Genomic DNA, 12989 nt, shown 5'->3' with positions numbered 1-12989 from the left:
AGACATGGACCGTTCCAGTTACCGCTGGCGCATCTGCGCGCTGCTGTTTTTTGCGACCACCATCAACTATTTGGACCGGCAAGTGCTCGGTCTGCTCAAACCCGCGCTCGCGGTGCAGTTCAGTTGGACGGAGACGCAATATAGCTACATCGTCGTCATTTTCACCGCTTGCTATGCAGTGGGCATGCTGCTGTCGGGAAAGCTCGTCGATCGCGTCGGCGTGAAAATCGGCTATGGCGTGTGCGTGTTGTTGTGGAGCATCGCGGCGTGCGGACACGCGCTCGTGCGCAGCACCTTCGGCTTCGGCGTGATGCGAGCCTTGCTCGGCTTATCGGAATCGGGCAGCTTTCCATGCGCGGTAAAGAGCGTATCCGAATGGTTCCCGCGCAAGGAACAGGCGTTCGCGGTCGGCATTCTGACTTCGGGCACGAGCATCGGCGCGGTGGTGGCGCCGGCGACCGTGCCTTGGCTCGCGGCCGTGTACGGATGGGAAGCGGCTTTCTTCGTCACCGGCCTGACCGGTTTCGTGTGGCTCGGCTTCTGGTACTTCATGTATCAGGCGCCTTTGAAACACAAGAAGGTGTCGCGGGAAGAACTTCGCCTGATCGACGATGGCGCTTCCACCCACGCCGCGCCGCAACCGCGCATCAGCTGGTTCGCGCTCTTGAAGTTGCGGCCGACATGGGCGTTCTTCGTCGGTAAATTGCTGACGGATCCCATCTGGTGGTTCATGCTGTTCTGGCTGCCTTCGTACTTCAATTCGCGCTTCAATCTCGACTTGAAGAACCTCGGGCTGCCGCTCGTGATCGTGTATGTCGCGACGTCCATCGGCAGCGTGGGTGGCGGGTGGGTATCGTCGAAACTGATTGCGCGCGGCTGGAGCGTTTCGAAGGCGCGTGGCACGACCATGTTCGGCCTCGCGCTGCTCGTCACGCCAATTGCATTTGCGCCGTGGATCGACAACATGTGGGCGATGGTCGGTTTGCTCAGTCTCGCGGCGGCGGCGCACCAGGGCTGGTCGGCGAATCTTTTCACTACCGCGTCCGACATGTTCCCGAAGCAACTGGTCGGCTCCGTGGTCGGCATTGGCGGATTGGCGGGTGCCTTGGGCGCGACGCTCTTTCCGCTTTTCGTGGGCGCGGTGCTCGACCACTTCAAGTTGCTCGGCAACATCGGCGCCGGTTACAACGTCATCTTCGTGATCTGCGGCAGCGCTTATCTCATTGCGTGGCTCTTGATGCGCGTGATTCGCGCGTCCAGGACGGTGACCGATGTCGACGGCCTGCAGGCCGACGCGAGTTGAAGGCAAACGATAGAATCCTACGCATCGCCGTGCGCTTCCATCGTCCTCATGCCGCTCAATCCTGCTTCGCCGCTCGCCCGTCTCATGTTCGCGCCCGTGCTGCCCGGCGGAATAGTATGGATAGGCTTGCGCACGGCGCGGCGCGCGCCCATGCAACAGGTCGAGAGCACGACGGCGCTGACAGGCGGCGGCCTTGACGGCGACCACTACAGCCGCAAGCAGGGCAACCGGCAAGTGACGCTGATACAGCTCGAAAGCATGCGTGCCATAGCGAGTCATCTTGGCCGCGACGAAGTCTCGCCATTCGATCTGCGACGCAATATCGTCACGTCGGGCATCAATCTGCATGCGCTGAAGGACCGTCGGTTTCGTATCGGCGATGCGGTGCTCGAAGCGAGCGGCGAATGTCATCCCTGTTCGCGGATGGAAGAGACTTTCGGCGTCGGCGGCTATAACGCCGTGCGCGGCTTCGGCGGAATCACGGCACGCGTGATCGAAGGCGGAGCGATCGCGCTTGGCGATGTGATCGTGCCTTTGACTTAAGATAGCGCGCTTCCGAACGTCCATTATCGAACAGGAGCGTCAAGCGTGATCGAGCCGAAGAGCTTATTCAAGGACAACCTGGCGCAATTGCCGGGCATCGATGGTATCGGGCGTATCGATCTGATCGATAGCCGAGGCGCGGTGGTGTCGAGCATCGAAAACAAGCCGGGCAAGCAGGGCTCGCTCGCGGTGTATCACTATCTCAAGCAGGCCTTCGGCACGCTCGATGTCGAGGCCGCCGAGTATGGCCTCGCTCTTTTCGCCGAACATACGACCGATGCGCGCAGCCGTCCGGGCGCGCATCCGAATGTGGATCGACTGGTCGAGATTGCAAATGGCGGCGAACCGTTGCGTATTGAAGTGATCGCCGCCGCGTAAGCGAACGGGCCTGGAAACTCTCAAAGAAGCGGTGGCGGAAGAATGACGCCGCTTGGCATCGTGACTCGCGTGGGCCCAATGACGCTATTGAAAATCAGGTCGCCGTTCGGCAGGAATTCGATCAGCGCATAAAGTCCATTACCCAATATGCCCGGGCCGAAAATCGTTCTATGGACGGTTACGCCCGTCGACCAGTCCAGTCCGGTCACTTCCCAGCCGGTGCTTTGATAGTAGCCGTTCACGAAGACGATGTGCGAGGTTGAGCTAATACCCGGCACCATGGTGTTGGACGAAACATCGGCGCGAGCCCAGGTCGAAGACCACGCATGTGTCTGCGGGTTCCAGGCAAAGCGCTCGACGCCGACGGGCGATGGCACCAGTGGGCCGCGTGCCAGAAAACCATCCACGGCGATATTGCCCGAGCCCGTTGAACCATCAGCCGACGAGACGTTGTTCACGACGAAAGCGCCGTAGCCATCCACGGCGACCGATTGGTCGGTTTGAATCTCATAGGCGGCGGGCAGGCCGCAATTGACTTGTATCGTGCCGGCGATTCGATCCGTGAAGCCGGGCGGAATGGCGTCCCGCCAGAACGCCATCAGGCTCATACGCTTCAATCCGTCAGTGATAACGACCAGCTTGTCGGTATCGGTGTTGAAACCCATGAGCGTGGGCGTGCTGCCCGAGCCAGAGCCAAAGAGCGTCGGATACGTATCGCCCGTGGGATAAGGCGACGACCATGCGCCATCCGCGGAGCTTTGCGAAAGCGTCGTCCCGGTCCACACGACTTTGCGCATGAGCTTGTCGGTGACGATGTAAATGCCGTTGTTTTCATCGACCGCAGCGGAATTGCTGATGCTCTCGTCGCTATTGAATTGCACGGTATGCGTGGGTCCGGTGAAAGAACGCGAGACTATGGTTGCCGAATGCGTGCCGAGCACGACCAAATTGCCGTCGTAAGTCATGACAATGCCGGCAATCTGTTCGTCGCTCTGCAGAAAGGTCGTTGCATCCAGCGTGCGGATGATCTGGATGCCGAGCGCCGGCAGCGTTGGCGAAAGCAGCGCGAACGCATAGACCTTCTTCCCGTAATTCACATAGAGAACGTTGTCGAGATCGACAACGTTATAGGCCGAGGAAAGTCCGCCCGCGAGCGGAAGACTCGTCGTGATCTGGTTGACGATGCTTTGCGCCTGCTGCAGTGTCGCGACAGGGGCCGTGAGCAAGCCGTTCAGCGTACTCGACAAGGTCTGGGTAAGTCCTGGCAAAAAAGCCCGCGCCACGGCTTTGAAGCTGCCGCCGGCAGTCGAAATATAGCTCACGCCCGTCGTCGATACACCCCACATGTAATTCGGCGAGGTCGAGGCCAGCGTCATGATGTTGATGGGTCCTGCCGGGACTTGCGGTACTTGTAATAGTGGTACCGGGAGCAAGGCGGAAACGTTGCGTGTACCCGTCGGCGCCGGATAGGGGAAGGCGTCGGTCTGGGCCGAATCGAAATGCGTGACGGCGTATTTGGGTGCGGAAAGATAAGGATTGGGGACCGGATCTGCGGCGCGCGCGGGCAGCAATGTGAACGACGCTGCTATCAAGACAAGCAGCGAACATATTGCTTGAATAAGCTGTTTTTTATTCACGAAGATATCCTAAATATCATTGAATGAAACGATGGGATGTCGCTTAAGTTCGCATTGCGTTACGACGCTCAACGAGTGCGATATTCGTTTATCTGGAAGTTTTCAAAAACGGCTGTGATCAAGCTAAAAGGCGGACGGATAACCCAGGAGCCGCGGCCGGATTTCAACAAGCACTCTAGAATATGGCCGGCGCTTTTTCCAATGATTTGATTAGCCGAGGATCGTCGAGAACGAGACGATGGAGATAATCGCAAGCGCAATTAAAGATGTTGCACGAAATGAAACAGCCCGATCGTTTTTAGCGACCGGGCTGCTATTTTTTCCATCAAGTCAGATGGAAAGTCAAACCGGCCTTAACTCCACCCGCTTGATGTCCTTGACGATCACGAGATAGGCAAACACCGTGATCAGCGCATTGACGCCGACGAACGCCAGCGCGCCGTTGAACGAGCCGGTCCGCGCGAGGATATAGCCGATCACGATCGGCGTGACGATGCCCGCCGCATTGCCGAACATATTGAAGATCGAACCCGACAAGCCGATGGCTTCCTTCGGCGCCGTATCCGCGACCACCGCCCAGCCCAACGCGCCGATGCCCTTGCCGAAGAACGCGAGCGACATCAACGCCACGACGAGCCAGTCCGCATCCACGTAGTTGCAGCCGATGATGCACGACGACAGCAACATGCCGGCGACGATCGGCAGCTTGCGCGCGAACGTGACCGAACGCCCGTGGCGGATCAGCGAGTCGGACAGCACGCCGCCCAGCACGCCGCCGAGAAAGCCGCAGATTGCAGGCAGCGAGGCGATCAGGCCCGCTTGCAGAATCGTCATGTGACGCGCCTGCACGAGATAGATGGGAAACCACGTCAGGAAGAAGTACGTCAGCACGTTGATGCAGAACTGCGCGAGATACACGCCGAGCAGCATGCGGTTCGTGAGCAACTGGCGCACGGCGCTCCAGCCCAAAGCGTTGCCACCGCCGTTGCCACCGTTGCCGCCGACGCGCCCACGCCGATGCCCGCGCACGAGGCCGCCGCCTTCCTCGATGTAATCGAGTTCCTGCTTGTTGATGCCCGGATGATCGGCGGGATTCTTCATGACAGCGAGCCATGTCAGCGCAAGCAGCAAGCCGGCGATACCCATGACGATATACACGTGATGCCAGCCGAAAGCGTGCGTGAGCCAGGCCATCAACGGCGTGAACACGACAGCGGCGAAATACTGCGCCGCATTGAAAATGGCCGATGCCGTGCCGCGTTCGCTCGTCGGAAACCAGCTTGCGACCACTTTGGCGTTGGCGGGGAAGGCGGGCGCTTCGGCCGCGCCCATCATGAAGCGCAGCACGAACAATGCGGTCACGGCGGTGGCGGCGCTGCCGAGCAGGCCGATCGAGCTTTGCAGCAGCGTAAACAGCGACCACAGAAAGATACTCGCCGCATACACGCGCCGCGCGCCGAAGCGGTCGAGCAGCCAGCCTGCGGGAAGCTGCGAGAGCACATACGCCCAACTGAAGGCCGAGAAGATATACCCCATGCGGATGGCGTCGAAACCGAACTCGGCGCGCATCGCGGAGCCGGTGACCGACAAGGTCGCGCGATCCGCATAGTTGAAGGTCGTGATCACGAAGATCAGCAACAGAATCACGTAACGCACTTTCGTGCGCTTCATGGCGTCGGCCGGAGCAGCAGCGCGGCTCATCGACATGGCAATCTCCTTTTGGTTACGGCAAAAAAAACGCGCGGCGCTCGTTGATGACGGCGCCGCGCGTTTTTGTGTCTCCTGCCTGTCGTACTCTTACTGTGCGCCGAGCTTCTTGATCAGCACGTCGAGCTGGGCGACTTCTTCCTCGGTCAGGTCGGTGAGCGGTGCGCGCACCGGGCCCGCGTCGTGACCGACTAGCTTCGCGCCCGCCTTGACGATGCTCACCGCATAGCCCGCACGGCGATTGCGGATGGCAACGTACGGCAGGAAGAAGTCGTCGATCAGCTTGCCGACGGTTTCGTGGTCGTCCGCCGCGATGGCGCGATAGAAGTCCATCGCGGTCTTCGGAATGAAGTTGAACACGGCCGACGAATACACCGGCACGCCGAGCGCCTTGTAGGCGGCGGCGTAGACTTCCGCGGTCGGCAGGCCGCCGAGGTACGAGAAGCGGTCGCCCAGACGGCGGCGGATGGTGACCATGGGCTCGATCTCGCCCACGCCGTCCTTGAAGCCGATCAGGTTCGGGCAGCGGTCGGCCAGACGTTCGAGCATGTCGGCGTTGAGCTTGGAGTTGGCGCGGTTATAGATGATGACGCCCATCTTCGGCACGGCCTTGCAGACTTCTTCGGCGTGAGCCGCGATACCTTCTTGCGACGCTTCGGTCAGATAATGCGGCATCAGCAAAATGCCCTGCGCGCCGTTCTTCTCGGCTTCCTGCGCAAACGCGATGGCCGTGCGCGTCGGGCCGCCCGCGCCGGCGAGAATGGGCACCTTGCCACGGCACACTTCGGTGGCCGTCTTCACGATCTGCGAATATTCGGGTTGCGTCAGCGAAAAGAACTCACCCGTGCCGCCCGCCACGAACAGCGCCGATGCGCCGTAGGGCGCGAGCCATTCGAGGCGTTCGGCGTAAGTATCCGCGCGGAAATTGCCTTGGCTGTCGAAGTCGGTCACGGGAAAAGAAAGCAGGCCTTCGGAAACGATTTGCTTGAGTTCTTGCGGTGTCGTCATGGTGTTATCTCGGTGGGCAGCGTCCGGCGGTTGCAGCGCTTATAGGTTATCGTACAACATGGGGTGACGTCGTACAACCGAAAGTGAATGAATTCGCCGCTATTCGGGGTAAACACCGACCAAAAGACAGCGGCTATGTTGTAGGATGACATAACTCTAGCCGGCAGAAGTTTTCGCGCCAAGGATCATCAAGAATGAATCAGTCCCCGCTCTATATTCGCGTGCACCCGGACGATAACGTCGCGATCGTCGTCAACGACGGCGGTCTGGGCGAAGGCGCCACGTTCGCCGACGGCCTCGTGCTGCGCGAGCGCGTGCCGCAAGGCCACAAGGTCGCGCTGGCCGATCTGCAGGAAGGCGACGCCGTCATCCGCTATAACGTCGTGATCGGCTATGCGAACAAGCCGCTGCCAAAGGGAAGCTGGATCAACGAGCACGTGCTGCGCATGCCCACGCCGCCCGAGTTGCACGATCTGCCGATCGCGACCATCAGGGCGCCGGACAACTCGCCGCTCGAAGGCTTCACGTTCGAGGGATATCGCAATGCGGACGGCTCGGTCGGCTCGCGCAACATCCTCGCCATCACGACGACCGTGCAGTGCGTGGCCGACGTCGTGCAGCACGCGGTGACGCGCATCAAGACGGAACTGCTGCCGCAATACCCCAATGTCGACGACGTCGTGAGCCTCGGCCATACGTACGGCTGCGGCGTCGCCATCGACGCGCCCGACGCCATGGTGCCTATCCGCACGGTGCGCAATATCGCGCTGAATCCGAACTTCGGCGGCGAAGTGATGATGGTGAGTCTCGGCTGCGAGAAGCTGCAGCCCGAGCGCCTGATGCCGCCTGGCACCATTCCTATTGCGGCGGCATCGGTGGAAGTGGACGACGTTGCCGATATCGGCGATCTCACGGCGGACGAGAACGGCGGCGCGGTCGTGCTGCAGGACGAATCGCACGTCGGCTTCGAGTCGATGATCGATTCCATCATGCGCATGGCCGACTCGCACCTGAAACGCCTCAACAATCGTCGCCGCGAGACGTGTCCGGCGGCGGACCTCGTGATCGGCGTGCAGTGCGGCGGCAGCGACGCCTTCTCCGGTCTGACGGCGAATCCGGCAGTCGGTTTCGCGACCGACCTGCTGGTGCGTGCAGGCGCGACCGTCATGTTCTCGGAAGTAACCGAAGTGCGCGATGGCGTCGCCCAGTTGACGGCGCGCGCCGCGAACGGCGAAGTGGCGGCGGCGATCATCCGCGAGATGCAGTGGTACGACGATTATCTGAAGCGCGGCGGCGCGGATCGCAGCGCGAACACCACGCCGGGCAACAAGAAGGGCGGGCTGTCGAATATCGTCGAGAAGGCGATGGGGTCCATCGTCAAGTCGGGTAGTTCGACCATTTCGGGCGTGCTTTCGCCGGGCGAAAAGGTCAAGCAGAAGGGCTTGATCTACGCGGCGACGCCCGCGAGCGACTTCATCTGCGGCACGCTGCAACTGGCTGCGGGTATCAACCTGCATGTGTTCACCACCGGACGCGGCACGCCGTACAGCCTGGCCGAAGTACCGGTCATCAAGGTCGCGACGCGTTCGGATCTGGCGCGGCGCTGGCACGATCTAATGGATATCAACGCGGGCACCATCGCGACGGGCGAAGCGACGATTGCGGACGTGGGCTGGGAGTTGTTCCGTCTCATGCTCGATGTCGCGAGCGGAAAGAAGCAGACGCGCGCCGAGAAACTGAAACTGCATAACGCGCTGGTTCTATTCAATCCGGCGCCGGTGACCTGATTTTTTATCGCTGTTCGCTGGAGCGATGCGCCCCGTCACCGGCATGGCTGGTGAACGGGGCGCAGTCGTTTGTGGTCGTGAGCGCGTCGAGGCGAGCGCTGCCGTCGCTGCTTGCCGCGATGGCTCCGGGTACACTACTTGCCCCTTGAAACGACCGTCCCACGCCTGGCCCTCATGCCCTCCATCGCCCCCGCACTCGAATGCCGCCGCCTCAGCAAGTCCTACGGCAACGGCCGCATCGTGCTCGCGGGCCTCGACTTCATCCTCGAATCGGGCGAGTTCGTCGCGATCATGGGCGACTCGGGCGTCGGCAAGTCCACTTTGCTGAATCTGATCGCCGGTCTCGATACCGCCGACAGCGGCGACGTACTGATCGATGGCGCGCCGATGTCCACCCAAAGCGACGATGCCGCCACGCGCACGCGCCGCGAGAAGCTCGGCTTCGTCTTTCAGGCGTTTCACGTGCTGCCGCATCTCACGCTCGCGCAAAACGTCGCCGTGCCGCTGCTGCTCAACGCCATGCCGCCCGCGCCCGCGAACGCGATGCTCGCCGCTGTCGGTCTCGCGGGCCGCGACGATGATTTGCCGCGACAGTTGTCCGGCGGCGAGTTGCAGCGCGTGGCGATTGCGCGCGCGTTGGTGCATCGGCCGCGCCTCATTCTCGCCGATGAACCCACCGGCAATCTCGATCCGCAAACGGCGCACGAAATCCTCGCGCTCTTGCGCCACGAAACGAAATCGACGAGCGCCGCGACCATCATGGTCACGCATTCCGAAGCGGCCGCCGCGGTTGCCGATCGCGTGCTCGTGCTCGCGGACGGCACCTTGCACGAGGCGGAATCGCTCGCGGCGTTCAACGCAGCGCGCGTCCAATGACGGCGCTCGCCGCCGCGCCCCGCACGCTCACGCGCTGGCTGCTCGGCGCGCAATGGCGCAGTCATCGCGGCCGCGCGCTGGTCGCCATACTCACTATCGCGCTTGGCGTCGGGCTCGGCTACGCGGTGCAACTCATCAACAGCGCCGCGTTCAACGAGTTTTCCGCCGCCGCGCGCAGTCTGTCCGGCCAGGCGGACTTGCAGTTACGCGGCGCACAGCCGTTCGTCGATGAAAACATCTATCCGCAACTCGCCGCGCACGAAGGCGTGGTCATGGCGAGTCCCGTGCTCGAAGTCGATGCCGCCGTGCCCGGCCGCGATGCGCCGCTCAAGGTGCTTGGCATCGACGTGTTCCGCGCCAAGCGCGTCGCGCCGGACCTCACGGGCGTGCCGTCCGCCGACGCGCCGTTCGACGTGCTGTCGGGCGATGCCATCTTTCTGTCGACCGCCGCATTGCAATGGCTCGGCGCGCGCGCCGGCGGCAAGGTTGCGTTGTTGAGCGGGACCGAGAAGGTGCCGTTGCGGGTGGCGGGCGGAATCGCGCGGGCATTGCCGGGACAGCGCATCGCGGTGATGGACATTGCGGCCGTGCAGACGCGCTTCCATATGACGGGCAAGCTGTCGCGCGTCGATCTGCAACTCGCGCGCGGTGTCGATCGCGACGCCTTCCAGCGCGAGCTGCAGCAGTCGCTCGGAGCGCGTTTTGTCGTCGGACAGACGCGCGATGTCGAAAGCCGCACCGACCGGCTTTCGCGCGCGTATCGCATCAACATGAACGTGCTGGCGCTCGTCGCGCTTTTTACCGGCGCGTTTCTGGTGTTTTCGACGCAAGCGGCGGGCGTCGTGCGCCGCCGCGCGCAATTCGCGATGTTGCGCGTGCTCGGCATGACGCGCAGGCAACTCGTGCGGCAGATCATGCTCGAAGGCGCATTGCTGGGCGTGGTGGGCGCGATCATCGGCATTGCGCTGGGTTATGCGGTGGCGGCGGTGGCGCTGCGCTTTTTCGGCAGCGATCTGGGCGGCGGCTACTTTCCGGGCGTGCAGCCGCGAGTCGGTTTCGAACCGCTTGCGACGGCCATCTTTCTTGCGCTCGGGATTGGCGTGGCGCTGGCGGGGACGCTCGTTCCCGCGCTCGAAGCGGCGCGCGCGCGGCCCGCGCCCGCGCTCAAGGCGGGCAGCGAGGAAGCCGCGCTCACGCCGCTGCGCAAGCCGTGGCCGGCGTTGATCTGTCTTGCGCTCGGCGTGGTGCTGACGCAAGTGCCGCCTGTCGTCGATGCCCCCATCGCCGGTTATCTCGCCGTCGCGTTTCTGCTCGTCGGTGGCATCGCGCTCATGCCGCGTCTGACGGCCATCGTGTTTCGCGCGGCGAGCGTCGGGTATGCATCGCAAAAGAATAAGGCGCCGCGCGCGCGCGGCACGATCGCCACGCTCGCGCTCGCGCGGCTTGCGAATGCGCCCGGTCAAGCGTCGATTGCCATGGGCGGCGTGCTGTCGAGCTTCACGCTGATCGTCGCGATGGCGATCATGGTGGCGAGCTTTCGCGTGTCGGTGGAAGAATGGCTCATGCATCTGCTCTCCGCCGATCTCTACGTGCGCATGGCGTCGAGCGGCGATACGGGCGGCTTGCGTCCGGCCGAGCAGGCGCAACTCGCGGCGACAAAGGGCATCGAACACACGGCGTTTTTGCGCACCTCGCAGGTGACGCTCGATTCGGCGAAGCCGCCTATCGTGCTGATTGCACGCGAAATCGATGCCGCCGATCCGGGCGCCACGTTGCAGATGACGGGTTCCGTGCTGCCGCCTTCGTTGTGGCAACCGAACGAGACGCCGGTATGGGCGTCGGAGGCGACGGTCGATCTTTATGGCTATCGGGTCGGCGAGCGCATTGCGTTGCCGGTCGGCGCGGCGAAGGAGCGCTTCGTCATCGCGGGCATCTGGCGCGACTACGTGCGGCAGACGGGCGCGTTGCAGATCCGGCTCGCCGATTACCGCCGCATCACGGGCGACACCACCGCGACCGACGCCGGCATCACGCTGTCGAAGGGCGTGCCGGCCGCACAGGTGATCGACGCGCTAAAGCGCTTGCCGTTCGGCGCCGCGCTCGAATTTTCGCAGCCGGGCGACATCCGCGCGCGCACGCTCACCATCTTCGACCGGAGTTTCGCGGTGACTTATTTGCTGGAAGGCGTGGCTATCGTGATCGGCCTGTTCGGCGTGGGCGCGACGTTTTCGGTGCAGACACTTGCGCGCGCTCGCGAGTTCGGCATGCTGCGGCATGTCGGCGTCACGCGCGGGCAGATCCTGGCGCTGCTTGCAAGCGAAGGTGGCTTGCTTACCTTGCTCGGTATTGCGATGGGTTGCGTGCTTGGGTTCGCGATCAGTTTGATCCTCGTGTTCATCGTCAATCCACAGTCGTTTCACTGGACGATGTCACTGCATGTGCCCTGGTCAATGATCGCGATCATCGGCTGCGTGATGCTCGCTTCTTCATGCGCGACGGCGGTGCTGGCGGGAAGACGCGCGGTGTCCATCGATGCCGTGCGCGCGGTGCGGGAGGATTGGTGATGCGTGCGTCTTTGCTTTCGACGATGATGCTTTTGGCGACCGTCGCCGGCGCGGCAGATGCGGCAGGCGCGGCAGATGCGGCAGATGCGGCGAAAGCGGCAAGCACCACGGAGACGTCCGACACAGCCAGCTCCACCGACCGGCAATTTGCATCCGTCAGCCCCGGCCACTCCATCCAATGGCCCCAAGACACCGGCTCCCACCCGGCTTACCGCACCGAATGGTGGTACGCAACCGGCTGGCTCGAAACACTCGATCACAAGCCGATGGGCTTCCAGATCACCTTCTTCCGTTCGAAGACCGGCAAGGGCGCGCCAACGAGTGCTTTCGATCCATCGCAACTCATCATCGCGCATGCCGCCCTGAGCGATCCCGCGCACGGCCGCCTCGTGCACGATCAGAACGTCGCGCGACAAGGCTTCGATCTCGCCTACGCGAAAAACGGCAACACCGACGTCAAGCTCGATTCATGGCGCATGACGCGCGCAGCGGACGGCCGCTACACCGTCAGCGCCGATGCCGCCGGCTTCGCATTGCACCTCGTCTTCGCGCCGACGCAGCCGCCGATGCTGCAAGGCGATGCGGGCTACTCGCAGAAGGGCCCGCTTCCCGCGCAGGCGAGCTACTACTACAGCGAGCCGCAATTGAGCGTGAGCGGAAGCGTCACGCGGCCGTCGGCATCCGAGAAAAAAGGCGATACGGTCGCCGTCACCGGCAAGGCCTGGCTCGATCACGAATGGTCGAGCACGCTGCTTTCGTCGGATGCATCCGGCTGGGACTGGCTCGGCGCGAATCTCGACGACGGCTCCGCACTCATGGCCTTCAAGGTGCGCAGCCGCGACGGCCACGCGATCTGGGCGCATGCCGCATTACGCGATGCCGCCGGACACGCGACGCAATACGGCCCCGCCGATGTCGACTTCACGCCGCAACGTCAATGGCGCTCGCCGCGCACGGGCACGACGTATCCGGTGGCGATGAGAGTGCGCGTCGGTGCGTTGCAATGGCAGCTCGCGCCGCTCATCGACGATCAGGAACTCGACTCGCGCGATTCCACCGGCGCGCTTTACTGGGAGGGCGCGGTAACGCTGACAGGGACGGGTTCCGCGCCCGCTCAACGGGGGCGCGGCTATCTCGAACTGACGGGTTATGCGAAGGCCATCGAAGTCGACAAGCGCTGACGCCG

General features: G+C 62.9%; 10 protein-coding genes. 7 read left to right on the top strand and 3 right to left on the bottom strand.

Annotated elements, in window-relative coordinates; genetic code table 11:
* Positions 1-4: 4 nt before the first annotated feature.
* The 3 genes from QCE79_RS23025 to QCE79_RS23015 are packed head-to-tail and all read left to right on the top strand — an operon-like array spanning position 5 to position 2224.
* Positions 5-1303: an MFS transporter gene (locus QCE79_RS23025; RefSeq protein ID WP_309848144.1), complete on the top strand. Its 1299-nt coding sequence runs from the start codon at positions 5-7 to the stop codon at positions 1301-1303.
* A 48-nt stretch (positions 1304-1351) separates the two neighbouring features.
* On the top strand, positions 1352-1846 hold the full coding sequence (locus tag QCE79_RS23020) for an MOSC domain-containing protein (protein ID WP_309848143.1): 495 nt from the start codon (positions 1352-1354) through the stop codon (positions 1844-1846).
* Between the two features lie 45 nt (positions 1847-1891).
* Entirely contained in the window at positions 1892-2224 is a 333-nt protein-coding gene (locus QCE79_RS23015; protein WP_309848142.1) for a DUF2322 family protein, read from the top strand.
* Positions 2225-2244: 20 nt separating this feature from the next.
* On the opposite strand, the gene QCE79_RS23010 is transcribed toward QCE79_RS23015, so the two are convergent.
* The 3 genes from QCE79_RS23010 to kdgD form a co-directional block, all read right to left on the bottom strand.
* Complete coding sequence (locus QCE79_RS23010; protein ID WP_309848141.1) at positions 2245-3600, bottom strand: hypothetical protein; 1356 nt, start codon at positions 3598-3600, stop codon at positions 2245-2247.
* 603 nt (positions 3601-4203) lie between these two features.
* Positions 4204-5568, bottom strand: a complete 1365-nt coding sequence (locus tag QCE79_RS23005; protein ID WP_309848140.1) for an MFS transporter — start codon at positions 5566-5568, stop codon at positions 4204-4206.
* Between the two features lie 90 nt (positions 5569-5658).
* Positions 5659-6576: a 5-dehydro-4-deoxyglucarate dehydratase gene (kdgD, locus tag QCE79_RS23000; RefSeq protein WP_309848139.1), complete on the bottom strand. Its 918-nt coding sequence runs from the start codon at positions 6574-6576 to the stop codon at positions 5659-5661.
* 194 nt (positions 6577-6770) lie between these two features.
* On the opposite strand from kdgD, the gene garD reads away from it, so the two are divergent.
* From garD to QCE79_RS22980, 4 genes are all read left to right on the top strand, one after another.
* Entirely contained in the window at positions 6771-8363 is a 1593-nt protein-coding gene (garD, locus tag QCE79_RS22995; RefSeq protein WP_309848138.1) for a galactarate dehydratase, read from the top strand.
* A gap of 174 nt (positions 8364-8537) precedes the next feature.
* Positions 8538-9239 (top strand): ABC transporter ATP-binding protein, encoded by a 702-nt coding sequence (locus QCE79_RS22990; protein ID WP_309848137.1) that lies wholly within the window; start codon positions 8538-8540, stop codon positions 9237-9239.
* Positions 9236-11803 carry an FtsX-like permease family protein gene (locus QCE79_RS22985; RefSeq protein WP_309848136.1) on the top strand — a complete coding sequence of 856 codons (2568 nt, stop codon included), beginning with the start codon at positions 9236-9238 and terminating at the stop codon, positions 11801-11803. The genes QCE79_RS22990 and QCE79_RS22985 overlap by 4 nt, the downstream gene beginning before the upstream one ends.
* On the top strand, positions 11803-12984 hold the full coding sequence (locus QCE79_RS22980) for a lipocalin-like domain-containing protein (protein WP_309848135.1): 1182 nt from the start codon (positions 11803-11805) through the stop codon (positions 12982-12984). Before QCE79_RS22985 ends, QCE79_RS22980 begins: the two co-directional genes overlap by 1 nt.
* The last annotated feature ends 5 nt before the right edge of the window (positions 12985-12989 follow it).

The sequence above is a fragment of the Caballeronia sp. LZ003 genome (genome assembly GCF_031451465.1).
Taxonomy (GTDB): domain Bacteria; phylum Pseudomonadota; class Gammaproteobacteria; order Burkholderiales; family Burkholderiaceae; genus Caballeronia.
This window is presented reverse-complemented; position numbering and strand designations above follow the sequence as displayed.

What these genes read in the sequence shown, in the direction of transcription:
- QCE79_RS23025 (WP_309848144.1), top strand. Translation starts at nt 5, where the DNA reads ATGGACCGTTCCAGTTACCGCTGGCGCATCTGCGCGCTGCTGTTTTTT.
- QCE79_RS23020 (WP_309848143.1), top strand. Translation starts at nt 1,352, where the DNA reads ATGCCGCTCAATCCTGCTTCGCCGCTCGCCCGTCTCATGTTCGCGCCC.
- QCE79_RS23010 (WP_309848141.1), bottom strand. Translation starts at nt 3,600, where the DNA reads ATGACGCTGGCCTCGACCTCGCCGAATTACATGTGGGGTGTATCGACG.
- QCE79_RS23005 (WP_309848140.1), bottom strand. Translation starts at nt 5,568, where the DNA reads ATGTCGATGAGCCGCGCTGCTGCTCCGGCCGACGCCATGAAGCGCACG.
- kdgD (WP_309848139.1), bottom strand. Translation starts at nt 6,576, where the DNA reads ATGACGACACCGCAAGAACTCAAGCAAATCGTTTCCGAAGGCCTGCTT.
- garD (WP_309848138.1), top strand. Translation starts at nt 6,771, where the DNA reads ATGAATCAGTCCCCGCTCTATATTCGCGTGCACCCGGACGATAACGTC.
- QCE79_RS22990 (WP_309848137.1), top strand. Translation starts at nt 8,538, where the DNA reads ATGCCCTCCATCGCCCCCGCACTCGAATGCCGCCGCCTCAGCAAGTCC.
- QCE79_RS22985 (WP_309848136.1), top strand. Translation starts at nt 9,236, where the DNA reads ATGACGGCGCTCGCCGCCGCGCCCCGCACGCTCACGCGCTGGCTGCTC.
- QCE79_RS22980 (WP_309848135.1), top strand. Translation starts at nt 11,803, where the DNA reads ATGCGTGCGTCTTTGCTTTCGACGATGATGCTTTTGGCGACCGTCGCC.